This is a genomic window from Pseudomonas sp. B414, from assembly GCF_055408445.1.
In genome coordinates this window covers 28619-54348 of sequence record NZ_JBUZTQ010000032.1, presented here as the reverse complement: position 1 = coordinate 54348, position 25730 = coordinate 28619, and the positions used below count along the sequence as shown (strand labels likewise).

29 protein-coding genes are annotated in these 25730 nt (G+C 57.5%); 11 read left to right on the top strand and 18 right to left on the bottom strand.

The window, feature by feature from the left end; translation table 11 throughout:
• Window positions 1–233: 233 nt before the first annotated feature.
• Window positions 234–1112, bottom strand: a complete 879-nt coding sequence (locus ACZRMH_RS21095) for a LysR family transcriptional regulator (protein WP_464015109.1) — start codon at window positions 1110–1112, stop codon at window positions 234–236.
• A 134-nt stretch (window positions 1113–1246) separates the two neighbouring features.
• Here ACZRMH_RS21095 and ACZRMH_RS21090 point away from each other — a divergent pair, with 134 nt between their 5' ends.
• Entirely contained in the window at window positions 1247–2080 is an 834-nt protein-coding gene (locus ACZRMH_RS21090) for a DMT family transporter (RefSeq protein WP_464015110.1), read from the top strand.
• Here ACZRMH_RS21090 and ACZRMH_RS21085 read toward each other — a convergent pair.
• Together ACZRMH_RS21085 and ACZRMH_RS21080 are read right to left on the bottom strand one after the other, a co-directional pair.
• Entirely contained in the window at window positions 2077–2823 is a 747-nt protein-coding gene (locus ACZRMH_RS21085) for an amidohydrolase family protein (protein ID WP_464015108.1), read from the bottom strand. The two genes, ACZRMH_RS21090 and ACZRMH_RS21085, sit on opposite strands and share 4 nt — an antisense overlap.
• A gap of 159 nt (window positions 2824–2982) precedes the next feature.
• Window positions 2983–3339: a hypothetical protein gene (locus ACZRMH_RS21080; protein ID WP_464015107.1), complete on the bottom strand. Its 357-nt coding sequence runs from the start codon at window positions 3337–3339 to the stop codon at window positions 2983–2985.
• A gap of 508 nt (window positions 3340–3847) precedes the next feature.
• Here ACZRMH_RS21080 and ACZRMH_RS21075 point away from each other — a divergent pair.
• Window positions 3848–8704: an NAD-glutamate dehydrogenase gene (locus ACZRMH_RS21075; RefSeq protein WP_464015106.1), complete on the top strand. Its 4857-nt coding sequence runs from the start codon at window positions 3848–3850 to the stop codon at window positions 8702–8704.
• 78 nt (window positions 8705–8782) lie between these two features.
• On the opposite strand, the gene ACZRMH_RS21070 is transcribed toward ACZRMH_RS21075, so the two are convergent.
• Window positions 8783–9046: a DUF4404 family protein gene (locus ACZRMH_RS21070; protein WP_464015105.1), complete on the bottom strand. Its 264-nt coding sequence runs from the start codon at window positions 9044–9046 to the stop codon at window positions 8783–8785.
• A gap of 295 nt (window positions 9047–9341) precedes the next feature.
• Here ACZRMH_RS21070 and ACZRMH_RS21065 point away from each other — a divergent pair, with 295 nt between their 5' ends.
• The 3 genes from ACZRMH_RS21065 (at window position 9342) to rssC (ending at window position 12037) form a co-directional block, all read left to right on the top strand.
• Window positions 9342–10031, top strand: a complete 690-nt coding sequence (locus ACZRMH_RS21065; RefSeq protein WP_464015104.1) for an MlaA family lipoprotein — start codon at window positions 9342–9344, stop codon at window positions 10029–10031.
• A gap of 342 nt (window positions 10032–10373) precedes the next feature.
• Window positions 10374–11558 (top strand): two-component system response regulator RssB, encoded by a 1185-nt coding sequence (gene rssB, locus ACZRMH_RS21060; protein ID WP_464015103.1) that lies wholly within the window; start codon window positions 10374–10376, stop codon window positions 11556–11558.
• Window positions 11555–12037 carry an anti-sigma factor antagonist RssC gene (gene rssC, locus ACZRMH_RS21055; RefSeq protein ID WP_464015102.1) on the top strand — a complete coding sequence of 161 codons (483 nt, stop codon included), beginning with the start codon at window positions 11555–11557 and terminating at the stop codon, window positions 12035–12037. The genes rssB and rssC overlap by 4 nt, the downstream gene beginning before the upstream one ends.
• Before the next feature lie 69 nt (window positions 12038–12106).
• Here rssC and dusA read toward each other — a convergent pair whose 3' ends face one another.
• The gene (dusA, locus tag ACZRMH_RS21050; RefSeq protein ID WP_464015101.1) at window positions 12107–13117 is read right to left on the bottom strand and encodes a tRNA dihydrouridine(20/20a) synthase DusA; all 1011 of its coding nucleotides are present in this window, start codon (window positions 13115–13117) and stop codon (window positions 12107–12109) included.
• 103 nt (window positions 13118–13220) lie between these two features.
• On the opposite strand from dusA, the gene ACZRMH_RS21045 reads away from it, so the two are divergent.
• Window positions 13221–14372: a tyrosine-type recombinase/integrase gene (locus ACZRMH_RS21045; protein WP_464015100.1), complete on the top strand. Its 1152-nt coding sequence runs from the start codon at window positions 13221–13223 to the stop codon at window positions 14370–14372.
• On the opposite strand, the gene ACZRMH_RS21040 is transcribed toward ACZRMH_RS21045, so the two are convergent.
• From ACZRMH_RS21040 to ACZRMH_RS20980, 13 genes are all read right to left on the bottom strand, one after another.
• A complete protein-coding gene (locus ACZRMH_RS21040; protein ID WP_464015099.1) occupies window positions 14347–14622 on the bottom strand; it encodes a pyocin activator PrtN family protein in 276 nt (91 codons plus the stop codon). The genes ACZRMH_RS21045 and ACZRMH_RS21040 overlap by 26 nt on opposite strands.
• The gene (locus tag ACZRMH_RS21035; RefSeq protein WP_464015098.1) at window positions 14619–14792 is read right to left on the bottom strand and encodes a hypothetical protein; all 174 of its coding nucleotides are present in this window, start codon (window positions 14790–14792) and stop codon (window positions 14619–14621) included. Before ACZRMH_RS21035 ends, ACZRMH_RS21040 begins: the two co-directional genes overlap by 4 nt.
• Complete coding sequence (locus ACZRMH_RS21030) at window positions 14789–15475, bottom strand: hypothetical protein (RefSeq protein WP_464015097.1); 687 nt, start codon at window positions 15473–15475, stop codon at window positions 14789–14791. The genes ACZRMH_RS21035 and ACZRMH_RS21030 overlap by 4 nt, the downstream gene beginning before the upstream one ends.
• Complete coding sequence (locus ACZRMH_RS21025) at window positions 15472–16542, bottom strand: phosphohydrolase (RefSeq protein ID WP_464015096.1); 1071 nt, start codon at window positions 16540–16542, stop codon at window positions 15472–15474. The genes ACZRMH_RS21030 and ACZRMH_RS21025 overlap by 4 nt, the downstream gene beginning before the upstream one ends.
• Window positions 16539–16958, bottom strand: coding sequence for a hypothetical protein (locus tag ACZRMH_RS21020; protein WP_464015095.1), 420 nt, complete (start codon window positions 16956–16958; stop codon window positions 16539–16541). The genes ACZRMH_RS21025 and ACZRMH_RS21020 overlap by 4 nt, the downstream gene beginning before the upstream one ends.
• A gap of 77 nt (window positions 16959–17035) precedes the next feature.
• Window positions 17036–17857: a YfdQ family protein gene (locus ACZRMH_RS21015; protein WP_464015094.1), complete on the bottom strand. Its 822-nt coding sequence runs from the start codon at window positions 17855–17857 to the stop codon at window positions 17036–17038.
• A gap of 50 nt (window positions 17858–17907) precedes the next feature.
• Window positions 17908–18252, bottom strand: a complete 345-nt coding sequence (locus tag ACZRMH_RS21010; RefSeq protein ID WP_464015093.1) for a hypothetical protein — start codon at window positions 18250–18252, stop codon at window positions 17908–17910.
• Window positions 18253–18313: 61 nt separating this feature from the next.
• A complete protein-coding gene (locus tag ACZRMH_RS21005; RefSeq protein ID WP_464015092.1) occupies window positions 18314–18559 on the bottom strand; it encodes a pyocin activator PrtN family protein in 246 nt (81 codons plus the stop codon).
• Window positions 18556–18939, bottom strand: a complete 384-nt coding sequence (locus ACZRMH_RS21000) for a hypothetical protein (protein ID WP_464015091.1) — start codon at window positions 18937–18939, stop codon at window positions 18556–18558. Before ACZRMH_RS21000 ends, ACZRMH_RS21005 begins: the two co-directional genes overlap by 4 nt.
• The gene (locus ACZRMH_RS20995) at window positions 18936–19211 is read right to left on the bottom strand and encodes a hypothetical protein (RefSeq protein ID WP_464015090.1); all 276 of its coding nucleotides are present in this window, start codon (window positions 19209–19211) and stop codon (window positions 18936–18938) included. The genes ACZRMH_RS21000 and ACZRMH_RS20995 overlap by 4 nt, the downstream gene beginning before the upstream one ends.
• Window positions 19212–19221: 10 nt before the next feature.
• Window positions 19222–19644 (bottom strand): hypothetical protein, encoded by a 423-nt coding sequence (locus ACZRMH_RS20990; RefSeq protein WP_464015089.1) that lies wholly within the window; start codon window positions 19642–19644, stop codon window positions 19222–19224.
• Entirely contained in the window at window positions 19641–19847 is a 207-nt protein-coding gene (locus tag ACZRMH_RS20985) for a hypothetical protein (RefSeq protein WP_464015088.1), read from the bottom strand. Before ACZRMH_RS20985 ends, ACZRMH_RS20990 begins: the two co-directional genes overlap by 4 nt.
• A 156-nt stretch (window positions 19848–20003) precedes the next feature.
• Window positions 20004–20753 carry an XRE family transcriptional regulator gene (locus ACZRMH_RS20980; RefSeq protein WP_464015087.1) on the bottom strand — a complete coding sequence of 250 codons (750 nt, stop codon included), beginning with the start codon at window positions 20751–20753 and terminating at the stop codon, window positions 20004–20006.
• Window positions 20754–21282: 529 nt separating this feature from the next.
• Here ACZRMH_RS20980 and ACZRMH_RS20975 point away from each other — a divergent pair.
• The 5 genes from ACZRMH_RS20975 to ACZRMH_RS20955 are packed head-to-tail and all read left to right on the top strand — an operon-like array spanning window position 21283 to window position 25477.
• Window positions 21283–21771, top strand: coding sequence for a phage regulatory CII family protein (locus ACZRMH_RS20975; RefSeq protein ID WP_464015086.1), 489 nt, complete (start codon window positions 21283–21285; stop codon window positions 21769–21771).
• Window positions 21764–21967: a TraR/DksA C4-type zinc finger protein gene (locus tag ACZRMH_RS20970; RefSeq protein ID WP_436275732.1), complete on the top strand. Its 204-nt coding sequence runs from the start codon at window positions 21764–21766 to the stop codon at window positions 21965–21967. Before ACZRMH_RS20975 ends, ACZRMH_RS20970 begins: the two co-directional genes overlap by 8 nt.
• A complete protein-coding gene (locus ACZRMH_RS20965; RefSeq protein ID WP_464015085.1) occupies window positions 21964–24660 on the top strand; it encodes a bifunctional DNA primase/polymerase in 2697 nt (898 codons plus the stop codon). Before ACZRMH_RS20970 ends, ACZRMH_RS20965 begins: the two co-directional genes overlap by 4 nt.
• Window positions 24657–24992 (top strand): hypothetical protein, encoded by a 336-nt coding sequence (locus ACZRMH_RS20960; RefSeq protein WP_464015084.1) that lies wholly within the window; start codon window positions 24657–24659, stop codon window positions 24990–24992. Before ACZRMH_RS20965 ends, ACZRMH_RS20960 begins: the two co-directional genes overlap by 4 nt.
• On the top strand, window positions 24989–25477 hold the full coding sequence (locus ACZRMH_RS20955) for a hypothetical protein (protein ID WP_464015083.1): 489 nt from the start codon (window positions 24989–24991) through the stop codon (window positions 25475–25477). Before ACZRMH_RS20960 ends, ACZRMH_RS20955 begins: the two co-directional genes overlap by 4 nt.
• Window positions 25478–25730 lie beyond the last annotated feature (253 nt).

The following is a 25730-nucleotide window of genomic DNA, read 5'->3' as shown; positions in this document are numbered from 1 at the left end:
CTCCGGTCCTGCTCCGTGGGCACGCCGCCACGGGCCATCCATGGCCCATCGCGGCTCTCCCGGCATCCATGCCGGTCGACCCACTACGCAGAACCTCCACTCGGCCTCCCGGAGGGCGAGTAAATCAAAAGCCAGATCAAAAGCAGATCAAAAACCCAATCAAAAACTCTCAGGTATGCAGTGCTGTTTACCTTTACTCCAGCATACAAGCAGCCTCGTTCCTTCACCTGCGGTTACAGAGGCAGGTCAGCCTGAAAATGCTCCGCCAGCAGTGCCGCAAACGCATCCCGCGGGCTGTGCAGGCCGGTTTCGCTGTGCCAGAAAAACAGGTTGGGCATGGGCGCCAGTTCGGCAAAACGATAGGTGGCCAGGTGCGCAGTGCCGCCAAAACGCTCCAGTATCCCCTCCGGCACCAGCGCCAGCCCCGCACCGGCACTGACGCAACCAATGATGCTGCCCCAGTTGGCGTAATCGACACTGTTGATCTCCAGGCGGTGTTCAGCCACCCAGTTTTCCAGCGCCGCCCGGTACGGGCAGCCCACCGGCCACATAAACACCGTGTGTTGATGTACATCGCCAAGCCCGGCAAGTGGCTCCAGTTCCGGGCTCGCGATCAGCACCAGTTGTTCGTGATACAGGGTCGTTTTCGACAGTTTGGGCAGATTGATTCCGCCTGCGACCAGCACCCCGTCAAGGCGGTGGTGTTTGACGTCTTCAAGCAGTTGCTGCGACTTGCCGGTGACCAGCTCAAGAGACACCTGCGGGTAGCGCTGATGAAATATCGCCAGTATCGGCGGCAGCCGCCCCGTGGCACAGGACTCGATAGCGCCGATGCGCAGTTTGCCGGTGGGGATGGCGTGAGGTGTTACGGCACGTTTGGCCTGATCGACCAGAGCCAGGATCTGCTCGCTGTAACCCAGAAACACCAGGCCCGCCGCACTGATGCGCAACCCCCGGCCAGCACGGGTAAACAGCGCTGTGCCCAGCTCGCTTTCCAGTTGCTTGATGCGGGTGGTGATATTGGACGGCACGCAATGCAGCTGTTGGGCTGCCAGCGCAATGCTGCCGCATTCGGCTACGGCCTTGACCATGCGCAACTGGCTGAGCTCCATTGTTCACTCCTGATGAATTCTGGGCTCTTTATATCTCACTTGTGGCCGATTGCGAGCGCGATAAACACTGCTCGCCACTTCATTCGGGTTTACAGGTCGTTAACGTGTCGCTTTCTCTCAAACTTGTGGCGGCCATGGCCGCCGTGGTGCTGTGTTGGGCTTATTCGCCGATCGGCATTCATATCGGCCTGGAGAGCTATTCGCCGGGGCATCTGGCCTTGCTCAGGTTTTTGATTGCATCGGCGTTTATGGCGGTGATTGCCCTGTTCGCGGGCATTGGCCTGCCGCGGCTGCGGGATGTGCCCTGGTTGATGCTGCTGGGTTTTTTCGCGGTGGTGCTGCATCACGTGGTGTTGAATATGGGCCAGCGCTGGGTCAGCCCGGGTGCTGCGAGTGTGCTGGCGCAGACGGCACCGCTGTTCAGCACGCTGATTGCCGCCATTTTTCTCAAAGAGTCGGTAAGCCGCTGGCGCTGGTTGTGGGTAAGCGTGGGGCTGGTGGGTGTGGTGCTGGTGATATGGGCCGACAAAGGTGTGGGTGAGTTCCACCCGCAAGGGTTGTTGCTGTTATTGGCCGCGTTGTCATGGAGCATCTACTTTGCGCTGCAAAAGCATTATGGCAATCGCTACAGCCCGCTGACTGTTGTTTGCTATATGGTCTGGGTCGGGACGTTGATGCTGTGCGTTTACTGGCCCGGGCTGGTGGACGAGATGCGCAATGCTCCGGCGCGGGTCAATTGGGCGGTGTTGATTCTTGGCCTGTTTCCCAGCGCATTGGCGTATCTGTTGTGGGGTTATGTGCTGGCGCACACCGAGGTCAGTCGCTCGGTGGGGGTGATGTACCTGATCCCGCCAGTGGCCATGGTGATGGCGGCGGTTGTGCTGGGCAGTGCTGTTGCGCCGGGTGTGGTGCTGGGTGCTGCGATTGTGGTGGGCAGTGTGATTGTGATGAGCCGGCTCAAGGGTTAAAGCCGATAAAACCCCTGCGCGTTCTGCCACAGTGCCCTGCGCGCGCCGTCTTCACCCAGTGCATCTATCAGCAAGGCGATATCGTTGTCCTCAAACGCACGGGGCGCGCGGGTTGAGGGGAGGTCGGTGCCGAACATCAGGGCGTGCGGGTTGGCGCTGTGAATCTGTTGCAGTACGTGCGGTACGGCGAAATCGACCCGGCCAAAGCCGCAGGCCTTGATCCGTACGCCGTGTTCGGCCAGGCGCAGCAGGCAGGGCAGGCCTTCGTGGCTTAAACCCAGATGGTCGATGCTCAGCGCTGGCAAGCGGCGCAGGCGCTCTTCGATGGCTGCCAGCTCGCGTGAGTCGATATACAGCTCTGAATGCCAGCCCACTTGCTCATGGACACGCTTGGCCAGGGCTTCAAGTTGGTCAAGCTGCTCGGAGCCGCCGCGCTTGAGGTTGAAGCGCAGGGCCCGAACACCGTGTTGGTGCAGGGTGTGCAACTCATCATCGGTGACGCTGGCGGGCAGTTGGGTGACCCCCACAAAGCCCGGGCCGAGGCGTTTCAGGGCTGCGATCAGGTAAGTCTGATCAAAGCCCTGAAACGACCCCGAAACCACCGCGCCGCCGACGATGCCCAAAGGCTTTACCCGTGACAGGTACTCATCAACGCTGAAAAACTCGGGCAAGTAACCGTTGTTGGGGGTCAGCGGGTAAGCACTGTCGATGATATGGCAATGAGCATCGAAGATCGGGGGCATGGTGGTGCTACCTGTGAGTTTCAGGCTGAGAGGGGGCAGGTATTGCATATCACGGGCTCACAAAAAACCTGTGGGAGCCGGGCTTGCCCGCGATGGCATCACCGCTACTTCAGGCAAGCCGCGCCGCCTGCATCGCGAGCAAGCCCGCTCCCACAGGAACTAGCCCAGTTCGCTGACGTAAGTGCCTGTGCCCTTGAGGATGTTCTGCAAGGTTTCTTCAACTTCAGCCAGGTCCGCCGCCGCGGTGCTGTGCAGGATTTCCAGAAAGTCGTCGCCCTTGAGCACGTCAGCATCGCCCGCGCCTATTTCGATCAGCAGGCGGGTAGGGCTCAGGGTGACTTTAACCCCGTCCAGTGTCGATGGCTCGTCCTCAAGGGTGATTTCCAGCTCGTCTTCGTCCGGGTAGCGGGTCATCAGGAACATTTCGCCGCTGTCAGTGTGGCAGCACAGCATGGCCATGTTGTCTTCTTCGTCGTCGCACGGGTTGGCGAGCAGGTGGTCGGTGGTCATTTGCATGGGGAATTCCTGGCGCTCTGGGCGCGGGTAGGTCGAACAGAGGCCGATTTTGCCAGCCCGAACCGATTTATGCAGGTTTGAATGGTGAAACAGCGTAAATGGACAGTCATTTCTGGTGTTGAAATAAGAAAGTACGGCGCTTTTATGAAGGTTTTTCGCTTGTGAATGCTAGGGTTATTCAGTGACAGCCCCCTGAGGTTGCGTCCCGATGACCGAATATGTCGCCGCACCGTAAGCAGGCCGTACAGCGCAATCGTTAAGCTGCGCGGTGATTGTTATCCGTAAAGGCACAGCCTGTTTCGCCGGCAGTGGCCTTTGCAGATACCCATCCTGGAACGTGAATGTGACCCATGGGTCACGGCCAGCTTCACCTCCCTGTCATGCTGTGCTTTCAAGGTGTATGGCCAAGGTGAATGTCAAGGCAGCCCCTGCACAGCATTGGCAACTCCCCACGCGGGAACAGCATGCGACGCTTCTCTCAATAACAAGCCCAAGCGGAGTACCACAGATGGCGTTCTTCACCGCAGCCAGCAAAGCCGACTTCCAGCATCAACTGCAAGCGGCACTGGCGCAGCACATCAGTGAACAGGCACTGCCACAAGTGGCGCTGTTCGCTGAGCAATTCTTCGGCATCATTTCTCTGGATGAACTCACCCAACGGCGTATGTCCGACCTCGCCGGCTGCACGCTGTCGGCCTGGCGTCTGCTCGAGCGCTTCGACCCGGCCCAGCCGCAAGTGCGGGTCTTCAACCCGGATTACGAACGCCACGGCTGGCAGTCGACCCATACCGCGGTTGAAGTGCTGCATCACGATTTGCCGTTTCTGGTGGACTCGGTGCGTACCGAGCTGAACCGTCGCGGCTACAGCATCCACACCCTGCAAACCACAGTGCTGAGCGTTCGTCGCGGCAGCAAGGGCGAGCTGCTGGAAGTTTTGCCCAAGGGCAGCACCGGCGAAGGCGTTTCGCAAGAATCGCTGATGTACCTGGAAATCGATCGCTGCGCCCATGTCGCTGAATTGAATGTGCTGAGCAAGGAACTGGAACAGGTTCTGGGTGAAGTACGGGTTGCCGTGGCGGACTTTGAGCCGATGAAGGCCAAGGTGCAGGAGTTGCTGACCAGTATCGACAACTGCCAGTACCAGGTTGCGGCGGATGAAAAGGCTGAGATCAAGAGCTTTCTGGAATGGCTGGTGGGCAACCACTTTACCTTCCTTGGCTATGAAGAGTTTGTGGTACGTGACGAGGCCGACGGCGGCCATATTGAATATGACCCGCAGTCGTTCCTTGGCCTGACCAAACTGCTGCGCGCCGGGCTGACGCCTGAAGACCTGCGCATTGAAGATTACGCGGTCAGTTATCTGCGCGAACCGACCCTGCTGTCGTTTGCCAAGGCCGCACACCCGAGCCGTGTACATCGCCCGGCTTACCCGGACTATGTGTCGATCCGCCAGATCGATGCCGACGGCAAGGTGATCAAGGAATGCCGCTTTATGGGCCTGTACACCTCCTCGGTGTATGGCGAAAGCGTGCGGGTGATCCCGTATATCCGTCGCAAGGTGGCCGAGATCGAACGCCGTTCGGGCTTCCAGCCCAAGGCTCACCTGGGCAAGGAACTGGCGCAGGTGGTCGAAGTTCTGCCCCGTGACGACCTGTTCCAGACCCCGGTGGATGAGCTGTTCACCACCGTGATGTCGATTGTGCAGATCCAGGAGCGCAACAAGATCCGCGTGTTCCTGCGCAAGGACCCGTACGGCCGCTTCTGCTACTGCCTGGCCTATGTACCGCGGGATGTGTACTCCACTGAAGTGCGGCAGAAAATCCAGCAGGTGCTGATGGATCGCCTGCAGGCTTCGGATTGCGAGTTCTGGACCTTCTTCTCGGAATCGGTTCTGGCCCGCGTACAGCTGATTCTGCGGGTTGACCCAAAAAACCGGATCGATATCGACCCGCTGCTGCTGGAAAAGGAAGTGGTCCAGGCCTGCCGCAGCTGGCAGGACGACTACGCCAGCCTGGTGGTTGAAAGCTTCGGCGAGGCTAATGGCACCCAGGTGCTGGCTGACTTCCCGAAAGGCTTCCCGGCAGGTTACCGCGAGCGCTTTGCCGCGCACTCGGCCGTGGTCGACATGCAGCACCTGATGAGCCTGAGCGAGAAAAACCCGCTGGTGATGAGCTTCTATCAGCCGCTGGGTCAAAGCGCCGGACAAGAATTGCATTGCAAGCTGTACCACGCCGATACGCCGCTGGCGCTGTCCGATGTGCTACCGATCCTGGAAAACCTCGGCCTGCGCGTATTGGGCGAGTTCCCGTACCGTCTGCGTCACGCCAATGGCCGTGAGTTCTGGATCCATGACTTTGCCTTTACTGCTGGCGAAGGCTTGAACCTGGATATTCAGCAGCTCAATGACACGCTGCAGGATGCCTTCGTGCATATCGTGCGCGGCGATGCCGAGAACGATGCGTTCAACCGCCTGGTACTCACCGCTGGCCTGCCGTGGCGCGACGTGGCCTTGCTGCGTGCCTACGCCCGCTACCTGAAGCAGATCCGCCTGGGCTTTGACCTGGGTTATATCGCCAGCACCCTGAACAACCACACCGATATCGCCCGCGAATTGACCCGGTTGTTCAAGACCCGCTTCTATCTGGCGCGCAAGCTGACCACCGAAGATCTGGAAGACAAGCAACTGCGTCTGGAACAGGCGATTCTGACAGCCCTGGACGATGTTCAGGTGCTTAACGAAGACCGCATCCTGCGTCGTTATCTGGACCTGATCAAAGCCACCCTGCGCACCAACTTCTACCAGCCGGATGCCAACGGTCATAACCGTTCGTACTTCAGCTTCAAGTTCAACCCGCACCTGATTCCCGAGTTGCCCAAGCCGGTACCGAAGTTTGAAATCTTCGTCTACTCGCCACGGGTTGAAGGCGTGCATCTGCGCTTCGGTAACGTGGCGCGCGGTGGCCTGCGCTGGTCGGACCGTGAAGAAGACTTCCGTACCGAAGTGCTGGGCCTGGTAAAAGCCCAGCAAGTGAAGAACTCGGTGATTGTGCCGGTGGGCGCCAAGGGTGGTTTCGTGCCGCGTCGCCTGCCATTGGGCGGCGGTCGTGACGAGATCCAGGCTGAGGCGATTGCCTGCTACCGGATCTTTATTTCCGGCCTGCTGGACATCACCGACAACCTCAAGGACGGTGCCCTGGTGCCGCCTCTTAACGTGGTGCGTCACGATGGCGATGACCCGTATCTGGTAGTGGCTGCCGACAAGGGCACCGCGACCTTCTCCGATATCGCCAACGGCATTGCCATCGATTACGGCTTCTGGCTGGGCGATGCGTTCGCCTCGGGCGGCTCGGCCGGTTATGACCATAAAAAGATGGGCATTACCGCCAAGGGCGCCTGGGTCGGCGTGCAGCGCCACTTTAAAGAGCGCGGCATCAACGTTCAGCAAGACAGCATCAGCGTGGTCGGCGTCGGCGATATGGCCGGTGACGTGTTCGGTAACGGCTTGTTGATGTCCGACACGCTGCAATTGGTCGCGGCCTTCAACCACCTGCATATCTTTATCGACCCGAACCCGGAGCCTGCCAACAGCTTCGCCGAGCGCCAGCGCCTGTTTGACCTGCCGCGCTCGGCCTGGTCGGATTACGACACCGGGATCATGTCGGCGGGCGGCGGGATTTTCTCCCGTAGCGCGAAAAGCATCGCCATTTCCCCGGAGATGAAAGAGCGCTTCGCTATCACGGCCGACAAGCTGACCCCGACCGAACTGCTCAATGCCTTGCTCAAGGCGCCGGTGGATCTGCTGTGGAACGGCGGCATCGGTACTTACGTCAAAGCGAGCAGCGAAAGCCACGCCGATGTCGGCGACAAGGCCAACGATGCATTGCGCGTCAATGGCAATGAGCTGCGCTGCAAGGTCGTGGGCGAGGGCGGCAACCTGGGCATGACCCAGCTGGGTCGTGTCGAGTTCAACCTCAATGGCGGCGGCTCCAACACCGACTTTATCGACAATGCCGGCGGTGTGGACTGCTCTGACCACGAAGTGAATATCAAGATCCTGCTCAACGAGGTTGTGCAGGCTGGTGATATGACTGAGAAGCAGCGCAACCAGTTACTGGGCAGCATGACCGACGAAGTCGGCGGTCTGGTGCTGGGCAACAACTACAAGCAGACCCAGGCGATTTCGCTGGCGGCCCGTCGTGCTTATGAGCGGATTGCCGAATACAAGCGCCTGATGAACGATCTGGAGGCCCGTGGCAAGCTGGACCGTGCCATCGAGTTCCTGCCGTCCGAGGAGCAGCTCACCGAGCGCGTAGCGGCAGGCCACGGCCTGACCCGTGCCGAACTGTCGGTGCTGATCTCGTACAGCAAGATCGACCTCAAGGAGGCCTTGCTCAACTCCCGGGTGCCGGACGACGACTACCTGACCCGTGACATGGAAACCGCGTTCCCGCCGATGCTGGTCAGCAAGTTTGCCGAAGCCATGCGTCGTCACCGCCTCAAGCGCGAAATCGTCAGCACCCAGATTGCCAATGATCTGGTCAACCATATGGGCATCACCTTTGTCGAGCGCTTGAAAGAGTCGACCGGCATGAGTGCCGCCAACGTGGCCGGTGCCTACGTGATCGTGCGTGATATTTTCCACCTCCCGCACTGGTTCCGTCAGATCGAAGCGCTGGACTATCAGGTCCCGGCTGAAATCCAGCTGGCGCTGATGGACGAACTGATGCGCCTGGGTCGTCGTGCTACCCGCTGGTTCCTGCGCAGCCGTCGCAACGAACTGGATGCCGCCCGTGATGTGGCGCACTTCGGTCCGCATCTGGCAGCGCTGGGGCTCAAGCTCGACGAGTTGCTGGAAGGTCCGACCCGCGAAGGCTGGCAGACCCGCTATCAGGATTACGTCGAAGCTGGCGTCCCTGAGTTGCTGGCGCGCATGGTGGCCGGTACCACGCACCTGTACACCCTGTTGCCGATTATCGAAGCGTCGGATGTCACCGGGCAGAATGCTGCCGATGTGGCCAAGACCTACTTCGCTGTGGGCAGTGCGCTGGACCTGACCTGGTACTTGCAGCAGATCAGCAACTTGCCGGTGGAAAACAACTGGCAGGCGCTGGCTCGTGAGGCGTTCCGTGACGATATCGACTGGCAGCAGCGGGCAATTACCATCTCGGTATTGCAGATGCCCGATGCCGGCGAAAGTATCGAAGCGCGTCTGGCCCTGTGGCTTGAGCAGAATCACGCGATGGTAGAGCGCTGGCGCGCGATGCTGCTGGATCTGCGTGCCGCCACTGGCAATGACTACGCCATGTACGCGGTAGCCAACCGCGAACTGCTGGACCTGGCGTTGAGCGGTCAATCAGGGATCTGACAGCCTGAGTCACCGATAAAAGCCCCGGCTCATTTGCAATGAGCCGGGGCTTTTTTGTTTTCGGGAGCTACCGGCTAATCAGATGCCGATATTGCCCAGTGTTTGCACAATGCTGCGCAGGGTAACGGCCAGAGTCGGATGATCGACCTCGAAGCGCTCTACCGCGAGGTTGACGCTGTCGGCCAGGCTGGAATCGTTGGTGGCTTTTTCGATATTGATCTGAGCCTGGATTTGTGTTGCAAGCTGGTTCAAATGCTCACGTTCTTCCTGGGTGAGCGGCGGGTTCTGTTCCAGTTGCTCGCGCAAGGTGTTGAGTTGTTCTTGCAGGTCGCGGGCAGGCATAGCATTTATCCTTTATTGATAGGCTCTGATATAGACCTTCGCAATGAACAAAAGATCAGTATGTTCAACAGATTCTAGATTAATCCACTCGCGCGCAGTGTGCATGATCTCTATCAAAATGCATGGGCACCGCCCGCTGATTTAAAAAGCATACCGGGGTGTGGAACGTCTCACTTTGATGCAAGTCTGTTGTGGGTATTGCTTGGGGGGCTGCCTAAAAGACATTTGCCGTTATACTGACGGCCTGACTCAGGGCATAGCGCCCAAGTGCCAAGTATTTTCAGGGAGTTTTGCTATGCGCTGGACTGATCGTCTCGCCCAATTGTTTGTCTGTGCCGGTGTGGCCATGCTGCCATTGGCTGCCAATGCCGCCACCGAAGATGACCCGTTTGAAGGATTTAACCGGGTTGTATTCAAGTTCAACGACACCATTGATACCTATGCCCTGAAGCCGCTTGCCCAAGGCTATCAGTTCATCACTCCGCAGTTTCTGGAGGATGGTATCCACAACATGTACCGAAATATCGGCGACATTCGCAACCTCGCCAACGATGTGTTGCAGGCCAAACCTCACGCTGCCGGTGTCGATACTGCGCGTTTGCTGCTCAACACCACCCTGGGTGTGGCGGGCTTCTTTGATCTGGGCACCAAGATGGGCCTGCATCGCAACAGCGAAGACTTCGGCCAGACCCTGGGCCGTTGGGGCGTAGAAAGCGGCCCTTACCTGATGCTGCCGCTGCTGGGGCCAAGCACCGTACGGGATGCCGTAGGCCTTTACCCGGACTCCTTTACCGAACCCTACCGCTATATCAACGATGTGCCTGCACGCAACATGACCCTGGGCATGGAGTTGATTGATGCCCGGGCCAGCCTGTTGTCGGCCGAAAAATTGATCACCGGCGATAAATACGTCTTTATTCGCAATGCTTATCTGCAAAGCCGTGAATTCAAAGTTAAAGACGGGCAGGTTGTCGACGACTTCTAAGTCGTTTGACCGCTGCGCAAAAAACGGCCCCGGTGGCCGTTTTTTGCATTGTTGCAGATGAGAAACACTAAGGTTAAGGGCTTGCCTGACCTAGGTTTTAGTTGCCGTAATCGTGGTTCTTATAACCCGCAGTAATTTAACGTGACGAACACCTCAAGCCGCCATCGGCCTGAGCTTGAAACCCCCCGCGGATGGGAGTACCGTCTGCGCCTTACACGGGCACCTTTGTAGGATCGAGCAACACAGTCGATTTGAATCAGGGATGTTCACAAGCCATTTCAGTTGTTGAGCCCGACGTTTTCGAGCCTCAATGACAACCTAATTCTGGCGCCGTTTGCCCACATGCAAAAAACCAGTGCCACGCTGCTGATCATTGATGACGACGAAGTAGTACGCGCCAGTCTGGCGGCCTACTTGGAAGACAGCGGCTTTAGCGTCCTTCAGGCCAGTAATGGCTTGCAAGGCCTTCAGATGTTCGAGCAAGAGCAGCCGGATCTCATCATCTGTGACCTGCGCATGCCGCAAATGAGTGGTTTGGAGCTGATTCGCCAGGTCGCCCAGCGCTCGGCGCAAACACCGGTGATCGTTATCTCGGGTGCAGGTGTGATGAGCGATGTGGTCGAGGCCTTGCGCCTTGGTGCTGCCGACTACCTGATCAAGCCGCTGGAAGACCTCGCCGTCCTGGAGCATTCGGTTCACCGTGCCCTCGACCGTGCCCGCTTGCAGCTGGAAAACCAGCGTTATCGGGACAAGCTTGAGTCGGCCAACCGGGAGCTGGAGGCCAGCCTGCATTTGCTGCAGGAAGACCAGAACGCCGGCCGGCAGGTGCAGATGAACATGCTGCCGGTCAGCCCGTGGACTATTGATGAGTTCAATTTTGCGCACAAGATCATCCCGTCCCTGTACCTGTCCGGCGATTTTGTCGACTATTTCCGGGTTGACGAGCGTCGGGTAGCCTTCTATCTGGCGGATGTTTCCGGGCACGGTGCATCTTCTGCGTTTGTCACGGTACTGCTCAAGTTCATGACCACGCGCCTGCTGTTCGAGTCCAAGCGCAATGGCACCTTGCCTGAGTTCAAGCCCTCCGAAGTGCTTGGGCACATCAACCGTGGTTTGATCAACTTGAAGCTGGGCAAGCACGTGACCATGGTGGGTGGTGTGATCGATGAAGAAACCGGGGAGCTGACCTACAGCATTGGCGGGCACCTGCCACTGCCAGTGCTCTACACTCCAGACAGTGTCAGTTATCTGCAAGGGCGGGGCTTGCCCGTTGGCCTGTTCAACGAAGCCACCTATGAAGACCAGGTTTTGAAACTGCCGGAAACCTTCAGCCTGACGCTGATGTCTGACGGCATTCTGGACCTTTTGACCGAGCCGACGCTCAAAGAGAAAGAAGCTGCTTTACCGCAACGGGTAAAAGCAGCAGGCGGCAGCCTGGATGGCCTGCGCCAGGTGTTTGGATTAGCTACGCTCGGGGAGATGCCGGATGATATCGCCTTGTTGGTGTTGAGCAGGAATCTTAAATGAGTACCGGTAGAATTCAGTTCGCCGAACAGGATGGCACCTTCGTTCTGAAGTTTGTGGGTGAAGTGCGTCTGACCTTGTGTTCGGCACTGGATGCGACAATCGAGAGGATCTTCACGGCGTTGAATTTCACCGCCATTGTGATCGACCTCACCGAAACCCGCAGTATCGACAGCACCACCTTGGGCTTGCTGGCGAAGCTGTCGATTCTGTCGCGTCAAAAAATAGGCCTGTTGCCCACAGTGGTGACCACCCACGAAGACATCACCCGACTGCTGGAGTCGATGGGCTTCGACCAGGTGTTCAACATTATCGGCAAGCCGATCCCGTGCCCCGAGTGCCTGACCGACCTGCCTTCACAGGACCAGTCCGAAGAAGTAGTGCGGATCAAGGTGCTGGAAGCGCACAAGATCCTGATGGGGCTCAACGACTCCAACCGCGAAGCCTTCCATGACCTGGTGAATGCACTCGAGCGCCATTGATCCTGAAGTCGCGCTAGCAAAAAGGGGCAGTTCCTGCATAGGAGCTGCCCCTTTTTAGTTGCGTGCGGATTAGCGGCCTTGCAGCAGCTCCCCGGCTTGATCCAGCAATGCCAGCGGGTCCTTGGCCTTATGAATATCCACTGACAGCAACTGACGGAAGCGCCGGGCGCCATTGAAGCCCTGGCCCAATCCGAGAATATGCCGCGTGATATGGTGCATCGAGCCGCCCGCGGCGATATGTGCCGCGATATAAGGGCGCAACAGCTCCAGGGCTTGTGCCCGTGAGATTACAGGCGCAGAACTGCCAAACAGCTGTTGATCGACCTCGGCCAGAATATACGGGTTGTGATAGGCCTCGCGGCCGAGCATCACCCCGTCAAACACCTGCAGATGCTCCTGGCATTGTTCAAGCGTCTTGATCCCGCCATTGAGGATAATCTCCAGATCCGGGAAATCGGCCTTCAACTGTGCGGCAACGTCATAACGCAGCGGCGGGATATCGCGGTTCTCTTTTGGCGACAGCCCTTCGAGAATGGCGATACGCGCATGCACGGTAAAACTGGTGCAGCCGGCATCGCGCACAGTGCCGACGAAATCGCACAACTGCTCATAGCTATCACGGCCGTTAATGCCGATACGGTGCTTGACCGTTACCGGAATGGACACAGCATCGCGCATCGCCTTCACGCAGTCGGCCACCAGCGCCGGGTGCGCCATCAGACAAGCGCCGATCATATTGTTCTGAACGCGATCGCTCGGGCAGCCGACATTGAGGTTAACCTCATCATAGCCCGCCGCCTGCGCCATGCTTGCGCACACAGCCAAATCAGCCGGAACGCTGCCGCCCAACTGCAATGCCAGCGGGTGCTCAGTCTCGTCATGGCGTAAGAAACGCTCGGCATCACCATTGATCAGCGCACCAGTGGTGACCATTTCGGTGTACAGCAGGGCGTTTTTGGATAGCAGGCGCAGGAAGAAGCGGCAATGACGGTCTGTCCAGTCCATCATGGGCGCAACACTAAACCGCCGAGACAGCGCAGGGCTTGAATTTACTGGTCTGTAGTGGGTGTTCTGTACCATTTTGCTCTACGTGTGTTCAGCGTGTTTTAGGGCGTTTTCGGGCGTTTTTTGAGTCTCGGTGGTACGATGTACCACTTCAAAACTGACGCGTACCACTTTCAATATGGCGACTATCAGGGCAAGAAAACTGGCGGACGGGACTGTGAGCTACACGGCTCAGATCCGCATCAAGCGCGACGGAGTGCAAGTCTATCAAGAGAGTCAGACCTTCGCCCGAAAACAGGCGGCTCAGGCCTGGGCTCGGAAGCGTGGTGCGGAGTTGGATGAGCCTGGCGCAATTGAGCGGGCGAACCGAACGGGGGTCACGGTCAAGGACATGATCACCCGCTACCTGGATGAAATGGAGAAAGCCCGGCCGCTGGGGAAAACCAAGCGGGCCACCTTGAACGCTATTGCGGAAACCGACTTTGGCAATTTGGTTGATTCTGACCTGAACAGTCAGCAGCTGGTGGACTACGCACTTTGGCGTATGAGTAAAGCTGGCGGTGGGGTGCAACCTCAGACTGCTGGCAATGATCTTGCCCACCTTGGCGCGGTGTTATCAATTGCCCGGCCCGCCTGGGGTTATCAAGTTGATCCGCATGCAATGGGTGATGCGCGTAAGGTGTTGCGAAAGCTCGGTTACAACTTGAAGAGCCGGGAGAGGGATCGTCGCCCGTCTTTGGATGAACTGGGAAAGGTACTCGGTTACTACGAGGAAATGCAGGCGCGTCGACGTAGTTCCATCAATATGCTCAAGGTGGTGGGCTTCGCGATATTTTCCACGCGGCGACTCGATGAGATTACGCGTATTCGCTGGGACGATGTAGATGAGGTCGGTCAGCGAGTGATGGTTCGGGATATGAAGAATCCTGGTCAGAAGATTGGTAATGATGTTTGGTGTTACTTGCCGGATGAAGCGTGGAAGATACTTCAGACGATGCCTAAGGCTGGCGACGATATATTCCCGTATAGCCCTGAGTCTATTTCTACATCCTGGGCGAAAGCGTGCAAGTTTTCGGAAATCGATGACTTGCACTTTCACGATCTGAGGCACGACGGTGTTAGTCGTTTGTTTGAAATGGACTGGGATATTCCACGTGTAGCGAGTGTTTCAGGGCACCGCGACTGGAATTCGCTGAGGCGCTATACCCATCTGCGTGGGAGAGGGGATCGATACGTTGGCTGGGAGTGGCATGACAAGATATTGAAGGCGCCCGTGCAACTGGGCGCCGCATCAATGAAGTGGCTTAACAGACGCGTTTTAACCCGTTGAGCTGGTTACATTCCTTGACTGCGGCCGCCCGCTGCAAGTCGAGGTAGACCGCAAGGTCGGTGATATGGATGCCCTTGGCGCTTTTCTGGCTTGGCTCCAAGCGGGTGATCGGGATTTGAATCTGGCCGGCCAAGACCTTTCGCTGGAACATTTCGGTGGTCAGGTGTGTGAAATAATCCTTGCACACCTGGTCCAGCGGGATTATGGCCCGGCCATTGTACTGGGCCATCAAAATAAAAGCGGTATTCATGGATTGATCTCCTTGGCACGCCGCTCGATACCTTCGGCCTGGCGCTGCTTGCTGCATTGTTCGTGGTTGCCATGTGCCCGCGACGTATTGCATTTGTCGCAGATGGTTTGTAAATCGAGTGGAGGCATTTGCCCGCGGCGGATCCGGACTGTTCGGCGAAGTGCGGTCATGGTGTCACCCGCTTGAACTCGATGGCCCAGACCCACGGGTTGGCGTTCCACGATTCCATTCCGTTGAGCATTGTCCACAGCCCACCGAACAGCTCGCAGGGGGAGTAGTCATTGCCCTCAGGATCGATATCGCGCTCAGCGCTTTTCACACCTTCCGCAAGTGCTTGCTCATGGCTAATGTCCTGCAGCCGCTCGACACGGACGTCGGTGATCTCTAGCAGGATGCGACTGGCCCAGCGCGGCATGTGGATGCTGGGACGCCAGACCAATCCGCCACCGATCCACCCTTCTCGATAAATGCAATGCTCCGGATTGCGGAGCGCAGGCGGTACGCCGTCAATCCTTGAGCCGCAACCGCTCCAGGATACGTAGGTCTCGGTATGATCATCCCAGGCTTCGTGGTCTGCATCTGGATCTGGTAGCCAGGTCTCACGCACCCACAGCCGATCACCGCGTTGGCCGTACGGACAGTTCATCGAAAGGCTGTGCCCGGGCATCACTGGGACGCTGCTGATGTCGGCGCTCCAACCGGCTCCATAGACTTCCCAGAATCGTCCGTTCAACGCTGGCTGGGTCTTCATTGCTCGCCGCGTGACGGTCTTCCGACCGTCCAGAGTGGCACGCACCATTGGCGCGCTGAATAAAATCGGGCGTTCGAAAGATTGCTGTTGGTTGGAAGTCATGGATTACCTCCAGCAAGTTCAGCGCGGGCGATCTGTTCATCGGTAAGGTGATCGTGTTGGCCAATTCCGAGTAGTCGCCGAATGGGCTGACCGACTTCCGATTTCCCTCCTTGATGGTGGTAAAGAGCCCAAAGCAAAAGTGCATCCCGCTCGGTCAACTGGCTTTGCAGGGTGGCGCACTTCTTTGCTGCTTCCTCGGTGATGGTCAATGGGTGGCCAAAAGGTACGCGAAACCCTGCTGCATTACGGTGTCCGCCGCCACCGTACTGTTTGGCGATCTCGGAGACATCCATGCCGGCGTCCGTACTGCGCAGGCTAAAGGTTCGCCCATCGGGAGTGTCGAAGTAAGAGGCGGCGAAGAGTTCGCCTTCAGCCATAAGGTGCCCTGCATCGCTCGCAAACATGAAAGGAAGGTTAGCGACAGGTACATCATGCCCGCCGATGAGCATGCGGCGTTTGGTGGTGCTCACCAGGTCGGCTACGGTCTTTTGGTGCTGGCGATTGATGGCAACACCATCGAGGCGTATCCAGTTGATTTCGTCGGCGAAGAGTCGGTCCCAGGTCGGGAAGTCTTGTGGGTAACTGAATAGGTCCGCCATGATCTCGCGGGTGCCTTCGAGCTTAAATAGCCACAAGTCACGATCCTCAATGTGGTTGATCAATGGCGGACGTGGCTGTTCCGGGAAAAAGAAGTCCCAGGCCAGGCCAGCGCCTGATCGATTCATGTCGAAAAGCGCGTGAAGTTTGCCGGTGCTGTTTTTTGTGTGTGCTTCGTAGTGCAGTTCTGCCGGCGGTACGTCGACCAGGTCAGCCATGGCCGTCTTATGGTGATCAATCACGAGTACCGACGCGGCTGTATCTGCCAGCGCGACGAGCACGTCGTATTTGTAGGAGAAGTCGACAATGATGACGTTCTTGCCGGTGACCTCTGGGGCAGGGTCCCCGTAGCGTGCAGAATGGAATTCGACATCAGGCCCCAAGGCCTTGCGAACAACCCAGGCAGCACCGAAGCCGTCCGCGCAGTTGCCGTGGTAGATGCAGATAGTGGTTGTTTTTTGGTTAGTCATGCTGCTTCCCCCTGTGCTGCTGGCACCAGAAGGCCTGCCATAGCGAGCGCCCGATCACGCAGCGCAAGGGTGTCTCGTTCGAGTTTCTTGCCAGTTCGAAATGCGCTGAAGGTTTCGGCGGCGATTCGCAGTTGATCGGCGATGGCCAGCAGCAACTGACGTTCTGGCTCTCCGAGTTTCGAGGCTGCCAAGGCGCGCTTGTAGTGGGAATACAGTTTTGCGTGTTCACCGCGGGACTGCTCAAGCAACAGCTCCAGGGAACGGATCGCCTCTGAGTTATTGGATTGCTGAATGTTTTTGCCTTCGTCAACGCCTTCAACTCGTCCGTCGATTAGGCCGCTGCGGTAGCCTGCCCAATAGGTGAGTCCAACAAGTACGATCAGAGTGATGAGTGCGCAAACTTGAATTGTGGTCATGTGCTGTGTACCTCGGTAGAGCCCACCGCCGGGATTTTTGGTGAGAGGCCGGCGGCGGAGTGTTGCCTGGGGTTTAGTTACAGGGTGGCTTCGTACAGTGGTACGTCACCGATTGCGCTCTGAATCTTCTGGCGAACGGCGTTGTAAGCCTCTTCAAGTACCTTGTCGGGGCGCACCAGTTCGAACCACATCTGCAGGCGACCTTCCAGAATGCGATAGCGGAAGCGTGCAGGTACGCAGAACGCGTCGCCGCCAAGGAATGGTTTCACGGCAATGAAAAATTGTTCGGGGATGCGCAATTGGCCTGCTTCGCCAGCACGACCATCGATTTCTTCGTTGTAGGTCAGTTGAACCTGGCCGTTGTCGAGGCGGGTGCCTTGGCGGAAGGTGATGTTTTTCTTCGCTTCCAGAGTGCGGCTGATTTCCAGCATGTCGGCAGCGCTTGGGTCGTTTGCTTCGTTTTCGCGCTGAGTGATGTCTTTGACGTTCTCTTCGATGAACTCGGCGAAGGTGGCCTGATCCATGCGCTTACGGTCGGTCTCCTTCCAGCGGCCCCACTCGATGGTGGTAGGGCAGCGATAGGTCGCAACATGGTCGCGCCATGCGGGGCTGTCCGGCTGGTGATAGTCGATGACAGCCGAAAAGGTTCGGCCTTCTGGGCCGTTGCAGAAAACAGCTGTTGCTGGGCTGGCGAATCGGTTCACGTACGAAATGAACGATTCTGCGTCCAGGACCGTGAGTTTCTGGCGCGTGCGGGTAGGGTTTGGCAGCAGGTGTTCAAGGTCTTTGATGCTCACGCTGTCGGGTAACAGTGCAATGGGCGCCGACAGCCCTGGGTGATCAATCGGCTTGCCGATTGCTTGGGCGAGGGTGAAAAGTTCCTGAATCGCTTGTTGCATTGGATATGCTCCATTGGGTGATGCTGTGGTGAGAGGATTTGGAGTCAGGGTTACTGACTGACGTGGCGCAATTTTTCGGGCGCTTGTTCTTCGCTGACGGTGCGTAGCGGCAAATCCTGTTGTCGTGGGTCGCGGCGGGTCAGGTTGCCTTCAGGCGTCAGGAAGAACAGCGATGTGCCGCGCGCCAGGATCGGTTCTTTCGCTTTGACGTCGGCCTTGATGGTCATCTGGCCGCTGCCATCAGGCTTGTAAATCAGCTTGATGTTCAGCTCACCGCCCTTGCCGGTTTGGCGTATAGCGTCGATCAGGCTGTGTTGGGTTTCGCTGAGTTCATCGAGCAGACCTCCGGCCTCGATATCCCTTAACGTGTCGATGAATGGGCGGGCTTTACTCATGTGTGCTGTGCCTCATTGAGTGCGGGTTGTTTGCCCCTGGGCGGCAGTGGCTACCGTTGAATTAGGCCGCGTGCTTGGCCGCTTGAGCATCGAGGTAGGCGGCCAGGTCGTGCAGGTACACAACTGCTGTACCTTTGTTTCCTGCTCCGCCTAGACGGGTGACTTTCAATTGAATTCGCCCGGCGCTGATACGGCGCAGCAGGTAGCGATCGCTAGATATGTGAGAGAAGTAGCGCTCGCGGATGGCTGATAGGGTTGGGCATGGTGTCGCCCATTCCTTTCGCAATTGGTCGATGGTGTTACTCACGCAGCGGCCTCCCCGAGCCCCTCCAATGGGGGCAGCAACTTGAGGCGGATCATTTCGGCGAGTCCTTCTTTGCTCTTGCCCATGGCTGCGGCGCAGATTTGGCCTTTCTCATCAGCCACCACAGCGCCGAAGGGAAACTCGGGCGAGTTGGTTGGGGTGACATAGGCCACCTGGCCTTCTTGAATCACGTCGTTGACGCAACGAAAGACTTCGGCCAGTTCCACTGTGCGGCAGGGCATGCTGTCCAGCAGATCAATCGCTTCGCTGGCGGCGCCGATCAGCGTGGCGCGACTGACCACGCCCGGGCAGTCCAGATAGATTGGAATCAGCCGCAGGGCGCCGAGAGCTTGCGTGTAAGCGTTGAAGTAATTGGTCTTCATGCTGCGGCGTCCTTGTGCGTGATGGCGATGCCAAGCTTCTTTGCCAGCCATGGCACGCCAGCCTCGGTAACCATGACAACGGCGTAGTGCTTGTAGCGGTTGGTGGTACCGATTTGGACGCTACGCGGGTCTGAAAACAGATTGCCGCCGCCACGGTGGTGGCTGGCCAGATCGCCGCTTTGCGTCAGCACGCGGAGCGCACGCAGTTGCTCGCGGAACTTCCGGGGTTTGAGGCCGAGCACGGCAGCCGTTTCGTCCAGGGTGCGGTTCATGGCGCTGTCCTCAGGCGGCAAGCAGAGTGCGGATGCCTTTAATCAAGGCTTCTGACTCGTCCAGCATTCGCTGTATTTGCGTATCGCGGCTGGATTGCTCCGGAGTTGGCTCCGGCGTTTCGGGGGCGAGCTTCTGGTCATCCGTCGTTGAGGCCGGCGCAAGCTGGGCCGACTCAATGCGCCCATTCGCGATGTCTTGGATAAAGTCGCGAAGGTGCAGATGGTTTGCGCGATCTGAGCGTTTGAGGGTCAAGTGACCCGAATGCCCGCCCAGGTCAACGTTGATGACTGCGTTGTCATCGGTGAGCTCGACTTCAAAGGTTGCATGGATGGTTTGCTCTGGTCGTTGAAGAGGGCACATGGCGGTGCCACCAACCTGCAACATGTGGTGCAGGAGCTCTTGTTTTGCGAGTGGAATGAGATAGTTGTTCATGCCGCATCACCACCGAACGGCGAAGAGCTGTCATCGGTTGCGGCAGTGTTGAGAGGCTTGATGGCTTCGGTGCGGCCTTTGCGGCTGGTGATCACCATCAGTCCGGTGCGGCGTTGGATGGCTTCTACGGCGGCGCGGCTACTGCATGCAGATGGGTGCAGGTAGACCGGGCAGCGGGCGGTGCTGTGCTGTGTCGTTTGCATGTCTCGTACTCTTTGGTGAGAGGTGTACAAGACAAACTATACGAATGCTCATAATTGCAGTCAATGCGAATTTGCATAAGTGGTCATGCAGGTGTTAAAAAAACCGCTCAATGGCGGGTTTGACTCAACTTTGGAATGAGCTGAGGTTAGTGCTGGTTAACCGACCCCGCCGCCTCTCCATATCACGCGCCCTAGGAATGGCATTTCATGAATAGCCTCTTCGGTCGCTGGCTCATCTGGATTGGCTATTTTATCCGCGTTGTCGCTTCGAATGACCCAGTTGCCGGAGAGCTGCTGGGTTAACCTTTTAATGCTGTTGCCGCCGTCCGGCCTGCGTATTACATAGACTTGCTTGTCTCTCGGCTCTATCTGCGACGTATCGAAAAGTACAACATCCCCATCGAAAATGTATGGCTCCATGCTGTCGCCTTCGGCATAAATGACATACAGATTTTCAGGTTTTACTTTCATGCGCTGCAACCAGTCACGCTTGAAAGCGAGGCCCTCGGTCGTTTGGACATGCTCATTAAGGTAGCCATTTCCGCACGAACCTTTGGCCTTGAATTGTGGAATCAACGCGTAATCCTTTGCGCTTGGCGAGCCCTCTCTTGCCGGTTCGGATTCACTGCCGAAAAGAAGCCAGTCCGGGGTAACGCCAAGTGGCCGCGAAAGCGCTTCCAGCGTTGATTTCCTTGGGCTTGAGCTTTCGCCGGATAAAATTCGGTTGATGGTAGGTTGTGGTACCGAGGACCTGCGACTTAGCTGGCTCTCGTTCAATCCAACCTCGCGCATCTTGGCTCGAAGGCGCTCTGCAATTTCCACCGGCACACCATACGTTTTTGAATTATGCGAATTGTATTGCTTCGAGTTATCCGTTTTCGTATGATTTGTTATGAGAAAGCTCATGGGAACAGAGTCATGACAATTCAAGAGATGCTTACCTACTTGGCGGTTCGGGGTTATTCCCAGCAGGCGATCGCCGATAAGGTCGGGTCAACACAGCCGACTATTCATCGTGCCAGTAAGGGGGCGGGTATTTCTTACGAGACGGGTAAGGCCATTGAGTGCCTTTACCTTCTCGAGAAAGAAGCGGCTGATCGAGAGTCAGCGCTTTAAAGGGTGCCGGGCTGGGGCCTCTCACCATAAGAATCCCCCAGCCCAGCGGTGGCGTTATGCAGCACACACCAAAACGCCACGTGAAGCACCGACCTGAAACCTCTCACCAAAGAAACTCTAGGTCGGAAGTAACGAGCTACACGCACAGCAAGTCGCTACATAGCGCGTCGGTCCAGGACCTCTCACCATAAGAATCCCCTGGGCCGACTGGAACGATGAACCGTGCTGCACAGCACGATTCGCACAGCACATCGGTCGTGGTCGTAGAATAGAGCGTGTTTGACTCTACGGCCACACCGTAAACAGGGGATTTACGGTTATGAGTCGCACAGATCTATTGCCGGGCGCAGGCCCGGTCCTCTCACTGCGCAAAGCCCTTTATCGGGCAGGCCATGATTATCGGGGCGGTGTGACTGCTCTGGCACTGGACATGGTCATCGATTACGACACCCTCCAGAAGAAACTAAAGCACGACGAAGAGCGCCGGTGGCTTGATCCTGATGAACTGGAAGAGGTCATCCGCCTGACGGCAAATCCCTTGTTGCTGGATGCACTGATGCGCCCCGCTGGCATGGTCTGGTACAAGCCGGAAGCGGCGGCACCGACCAAGGAAGCCTTGCTGGCGGTCAGCAAGGTGCTGCACCAGACGGGCCTGTTTGTTTCCAGCATGCATGAAGGTGCCGCCGACAACATCTGGGAGCGGAGCGAAGTTGAATGCTTGGAGAAGCACGGCGCCGACGTAATTCGCGCGGTGTTGGGCATCATGGCCGGGGCAAGGGAAGCGATGGAGGCCCGTCAAGATGACTGACGTAATCGATATCGCCAACGACCAGGCTGAGTACTTTCTACAGGTTGCATTGGATCGTCGTCCGCGTCCAACCAGCGCCATCAGCGCGCAATTCTGTGAGGATTGCGACGAACCTATCCCGTTACTTCGCCAACAGACGATTCAGGGTTGTGCGACCTGCGTCAGTTGCCAGGGGTTGCGGGAGCGGCGCAGATGAGTGATCACGACAATCGATTGCCTACTGCTGACTGGGCTCAGTTTTACATCGACACATTTGGTTTGGCGCTAGTCCCGATAGAGCCCGGCGAGAAAGGGCCGAAGGGGAAGGGCTGGAACAAGCCGGGTGGCTACTTCACGGAGTCGGCGAAGGCTGCCGCGTTCTGGGAAAAGAAGCCCCAGCACAACCTCGGCGTTGTCTTGGGGCCGAGCAGGATCTGTTCTCTGGATGTTGATGATGTTCAGTGGACTCGACGTGTGCTGTATGACCTGCTGGAAATCGACCTTGATGCAATGGCTCTGGTGTTTCCGACTGTAGTTGGCAACCCGGCGCGCTTCCGCATTATGTTCCGCGCTCCTGATGGTGTTGAGTTGAGTCGGGTTGCACTTGCGTGGCCCAATGAAAAAGACCCTGATGGTTCGATCCACAAGGCTTTGACCGCGAAGGCCAAAGCTGCAAAGGACGCTGGTGATGCGGTAGGTGAAGCCGAGGCGCGTGCCGAGGCTGATGAATATCAGCGCATCACCGTGTTCGAATTGCGGGGCGGACTGGTGCAAGACGTATTGCCGCCATCGATTCACCCAGGCACCGGCAAACCTTACACCTGGCGCACACCGCCAAGCTCTGTCGATGGCCTGCCGGTGCTTGCGCCCGAGCTGCTGAAGATCTGGAACCATTGGGACATCTTCAAGCGCGATGCCGAGGCCGCGTGCCCGTGGGCACCCAAGCCGAAGACGCCTCCGGCGAAAGTCATCAAACGTCCACCGCCTGCCGCAGGCAAGCCGTCTGTTATCGATGAATTTAATCGCAGCCACGACGTTGAAGAGCTGTTGCGGGCGCACGACTACATCAAGCGCGGCAGTAAGTGGCTGTATCCGCACAGTAGCACCGGGATGCCGGGTGTCACGATCAGCGACGGCAAGGTTTATTCTCACCACGGGGCTGATCCGCTCGCGAACGGGCATCAGAACGATGCGTTCGAGGTGTTCTGTTTGCTCGAGCACGGCGGTGATCAGTCGAAGGCGGTGAAGGACGCTGCGCGGATGCTGGGTATGCAGCATTCAGCGAAGCCTGATCCGCGTGATTTTCCCCCGCCCCCATCCGGTGATACGAGCGGGCCGCACCAGCTGGCCGCCAGCCCCCAAAGCGAGGCCGCTCCTACGCCTGACGGGGGGGCGGGGGAGGTTATGACACTTGACCTCTTGCTTCGTCGTTTCGCCCTAGTCGAGGGGACCACGCACGTGTGGGACTGCGACCAGTCGCGGGTAATGAAAAAGTCAGCGTTCGAAGCACGGGTCGGCAAGCCGCTGGCCAAAGCCTGGTTGGATGAGACGGGCAAGCGGTTGATCTCTGATGAGCACGTCCGTGACATTGAGCAGACGCGACGCATGTCGGGCAAAAAAGGTGGGGCCTTGGGCATGCCACCTACCGAGCGCTATGTGTACATCGACGGAACCAAGGACGTATGGGACCGGGAAAAGAAACGGCGTGTAGCGGAAGGCGCGGTAAAAATGGCCTTGGGTGACGCTTACGCGCTGTGGCTGAACAGTAGCGAACGCCGCACCGTGGATGTGGACCACATCGTGTTTGACCCGACCATGACCAAGGATCCGACGGTGTACATCAATACCTTTGATGGGCTGCCGCTGGAACCGGTCAGGGACGATGCTGCTTGTGCCAACTTGCGGTGGCTGATTTCGTTCCTGTGCAACCACGATGAAAATGCGGCGCTCTGGTTGACTCGCTGGCTGGCATATCCGCTGCAGCACCTGGGTGCCAAGATGGATACCGCAGTGCTGATGCATTCCAGCATGGAGGGTTCAGGTAAGAGTCTGTTTTTCGCCGATACCTTGGGCAGGCTTTACGGTCAGTACGCTGCAACAGTTGGACAGACCCAGCTGGAAAGCAATTTCAACGCCTGGCAAAGCCGTAAATTGTGGGCTGTTTTCGAAGAGGTTGTGAGTCGAGATCAGCGCTACAACCAGGTGGGCAAGATCAAGCACCTTGTCACCGGCAAAACGGTGCGGATGGAATCCAAGTTCATCAATGGCTGGGAGGAATCTAACCATATGAACGCGGTTTTCCTCAGTAACGAGATCATGCCGTGGCCGATCAGTGATAGCGACCGGCGAATGCTGGTGGTTTGGCCCTTGGAGACTTTACCGGTCGATCGCCAGAAAGCCATTGGCCAGGAATTGGAGCAGGGTGGCGTTGCGGCCCTTTACGGCTGGCTATTATCGGTTGATTTGGGCGACTTCAATCAGCGAACACGCCCGCCATCAACTGATGCCCGTGAGCGGCTGGTGGCCTTGAGTCGGGCCGGTTGGCAGACGTTCTTGCACCTGTGGAAATACAGTGAGTTGGGTCAGGGGCTTTGGGGACCGTGTCTTTCCACTGACCTTTACTCGCTGTTCCTGGAGTGGTGTCAGCGCAACAAGGAACACGTGATGAGTCAGACGAAGTTCTCGCTGTTCATCAACTCCGAGGTGGAAAAAACTCGTTCGATACCGTGGACAGATGGGAGTAATCGCAAGTTTGGTGCGTTCTTCTTTCCCGTTGACCAGGATGCTTCCCCGCCCCCATCACTGAAGTCGGCCGTGCTGGGCGCGATGGTCGTCGCGTGGCGGGCCAAGGCGAAACTTGCAGGCTGGAATGTGGACAGCTGGGACCACATCAAGGCGGCTGCCGCATGACTACGCCTAAAAGTGTGTTGGGTGTGTCGGGTGTGTGTCGGGTTGGTTTTGGCTACCCAACACAGTTGCAGGCCTTTATTTTCGCGGGTTTTCGTCCGTTGTGTTGGGTGTGTTGGGTTTGGCGTCGCGTGCGCGCATGCGTGACGTTATTTGCATTGAAAGCGATGGGTAGATTTTTTTCTTATGCGAGGACAGAAAAACCCAACAAACCCAACACACCTAACTCAAAGTTATTAAAAGCATTGATTTTAAAGAGATTTATTTGTGTTGGGTTTGTGTTGGGTTGCTGGTTTTCTGTGTTGGGTTCGGTTTTTCGGGGGGAAGGGCGATGATCGAGGAAATGGAAGCATTGATGCAGCATTGGGGCACCCAGCACTGCCAGGTTGGCGACGGTGGTGGTTTGGGAAGTCCGATGGCGACAATCATGCAATACGGGGGATGCGCTCCACGTGGCACGCCTGGATCTCGGGATCTCATGATGTCGGCCGGTGGTGGTATGGATCACGCCAGTAGCGAAGTCGCCGCCGCAGTTGCACAACTTGAACGCCAATCGGAGAAGGGCGCTCAGTTGGCGTTACTGGCTCGCAATCGTTACCTGGTCCAGCCGCCGATGACGGTGCGTGAACAAATGCGCTTGCTACAGCTCGCCGAGGATGCGGACCGGACTTACAGAAACTGGGTTCATCGTCTGCATCAGCAGGTGCAACTCATCCTCACGGTTCGCAGCGCTACAACCCGGGGACTCGATCGACGCAGTGGTGCGCTTGATACCAACCTAACCCGAGCATCAACAAGCAAGCGTGCTCGGGCCTACTAACTACCGTTCGTCGGGGTGCTTTGTCGTATTGTGGTCGTATTGTGGTCGTATTCATGTCGTTTGCTGACCTACCGAAAATCACCCCTTTTCGGTTTTTCCGGAGGGGGGTAAAAAGTGCCCACGATATGAAATTTGCGCCTTGGCGCTCCCCGAGCACGTGCTGTGCACCCGCCCCGGCTCTGACCGGGACATTGAAAACCCTGCCCACCCCGGCGGGGTTTTCTTTTTCCAGTGCTTAGCTTTCCTTTTGAGG

What these genes read in the sequence shown, in the direction of transcription:
- ACZRMH_RS21095 (WP_464015109.1), bottom strand. Translation starts at nt 1,112, where the DNA reads ATGGAGCTCAGCCAGTTGCGCATGGTCAAGGCCGTAGCCGAATGCGGC.
- ACZRMH_RS21090 (WP_464015110.1), top strand. Translation starts at nt 1,247, where the DNA reads ATGGCCGCCGTGGTGCTGTGTTGGGCTTATTCGCCGATCGGCATTCAT.
- ACZRMH_RS21085 (WP_464015108.1), bottom strand. Translation starts at nt 2,823, where the DNA reads ATGCCCCCGATCTTCGATGCTCATTGCCATATCATCGACAGTGCTTAC.
- ACZRMH_RS21080 (WP_464015107.1), bottom strand. Translation starts at nt 3,339, where the DNA reads ATGCAAATGACCACCGACCACCTGCTCGCCAACCCGTGCGACGACGAA.
- ACZRMH_RS21075 (WP_464015106.1), top strand. Translation starts at nt 3,848, where the DNA reads ATGGCGTTCTTCACCGCAGCCAGCAAAGCCGACTTCCAGCATCAACTG.
- ACZRMH_RS21070 (WP_464015105.1), bottom strand. Translation starts at nt 9,046, where the DNA reads ATGCCTGCCCGCGACCTGCAAGAACAACTCAACACCTTGCGCGAGCAA.
- ACZRMH_RS21065 (WP_464015104.1), top strand. Translation starts at nt 9,342, where the DNA reads ATGCGCTGGACTGATCGTCTCGCCCAATTGTTTGTCTGTGCCGGTGTG.
- rssB (WP_464015103.1), top strand. Translation starts at nt 10,374, where the DNA reads ATGCAAAAAACCAGTGCCACGCTGCTGATCATTGATGACGACGAAGTA.
- rssC (WP_464015102.1), top strand. Translation starts at nt 11,555, where the DNA reads ATGAGTACCGGTAGAATTCAGTTCGCCGAACAGGATGGCACCTTCGTT.
- dusA (WP_464015101.1), bottom strand. Translation starts at nt 13,117, where the DNA reads ATGGTACAGAACACCCACTACAGACCAGTAAATTCAAGCCCTGCGCTG.
- ACZRMH_RS21045 (WP_464015100.1), top strand. Translation starts at nt 13,221, where the DNA reads ATGGCGACTATCAGGGCAAGAAAACTGGCGGACGGGACTGTGAGCTAC.
- ACZRMH_RS21040 (WP_464015099.1), bottom strand. Translation starts at nt 14,622, where the DNA reads ATGAATACCGCTTTTATTTTGATGGCCCAGTACAATGGCCGGGCCATA.
- ACZRMH_RS21035 (WP_464015098.1), bottom strand. Translation starts at nt 14,792, where the DNA reads ATGACCGCACTTCGCCGAACAGTCCGGATCCGCCGCGGGCAAATGCCT.
- ACZRMH_RS21030 (WP_464015097.1), bottom strand. Translation starts at nt 15,475, where the DNA reads ATGACTTCCAACCAACAGCAATCTTTCGAACGCCCGATTTTATTCAGC.
- ACZRMH_RS21025 (WP_464015096.1), bottom strand. Translation starts at nt 16,542, where the DNA reads ATGACTAACCAAAAAACAACCACTATCTGCATCTACCACGGCAACTGC.
- ACZRMH_RS21020 (WP_464015095.1), bottom strand. Translation starts at nt 16,958, where the DNA reads ATGACCACAATTCAAGTTTGCGCACTCATCACTCTGATCGTACTTGTT.
- ACZRMH_RS21015 (WP_464015094.1), bottom strand. Translation starts at nt 17,857, where the DNA reads ATGCAACAAGCGATTCAGGAACTTTTCACCCTCGCCCAAGCAATCGGC.
- ACZRMH_RS21010 (WP_464015093.1), bottom strand. Translation starts at nt 18,252, where the DNA reads ATGAGTAAAGCCCGCCCATTCATCGACACGTTAAGGGATATCGAGGCC.
- ACZRMH_RS21000 (WP_464015091.1), bottom strand. Translation starts at nt 18,939, where the DNA reads ATGAAGACCAATTACTTCAACGCTTACACGCAAGCTCTCGGCGCCCTG.
- ACZRMH_RS20995 (WP_464015090.1), bottom strand. Translation starts at nt 19,211, where the DNA reads ATGAACCGCACCCTGGACGAAACGGCTGCCGTGCTCGGCCTCAAACCC.
- ACZRMH_RS20990 (WP_464015089.1), bottom strand. Translation starts at nt 19,644, where the DNA reads ATGAACAACTATCTCATTCCACTCGCAAAACAAGAGCTCCTGCACCAC.
- ACZRMH_RS20985 (WP_464015088.1), bottom strand. Translation starts at nt 19,847, where the DNA reads ATGCAAACGACACAGCACAGCACCGCCCGCTGCCCGGTCTACCTGCAC.
- ACZRMH_RS20980 (WP_464015087.1), bottom strand. Translation starts at nt 20,753, where the DNA reads ATGAGCTTTCTCATAACAAATCATACGAAAACGGATAACTCGAAGCAA.
- ACZRMH_RS20975 (WP_464015086.1), top strand. Translation starts at nt 21,283, where the DNA reads ATGAGTCGCACAGATCTATTGCCGGGCGCAGGCCCGGTCCTCTCACTG.
- ACZRMH_RS20970 (WP_436275732.1), top strand. Translation starts at nt 21,764, where the DNA reads ATGACTGACGTAATCGATATCGCCAACGACCAGGCTGAGTACTTTCTA.
- ACZRMH_RS20965 (WP_464015085.1), top strand. Translation starts at nt 21,964, where the DNA reads ATGAGTGATCACGACAATCGATTGCCTACTGCTGACTGGGCTCAGTTT.
- ACZRMH_RS20960 (WP_464015084.1), top strand. Translation starts at nt 24,657, where the DNA reads ATGACTACGCCTAAAAGTGTGTTGGGTGTGTCGGGTGTGTGTCGGGTT.
- ACZRMH_RS20955 (WP_464015083.1), top strand. Translation starts at nt 24,989, where the DNA reads ATGATCGAGGAAATGGAAGCATTGATGCAGCATTGGGGCACCCAGCAC.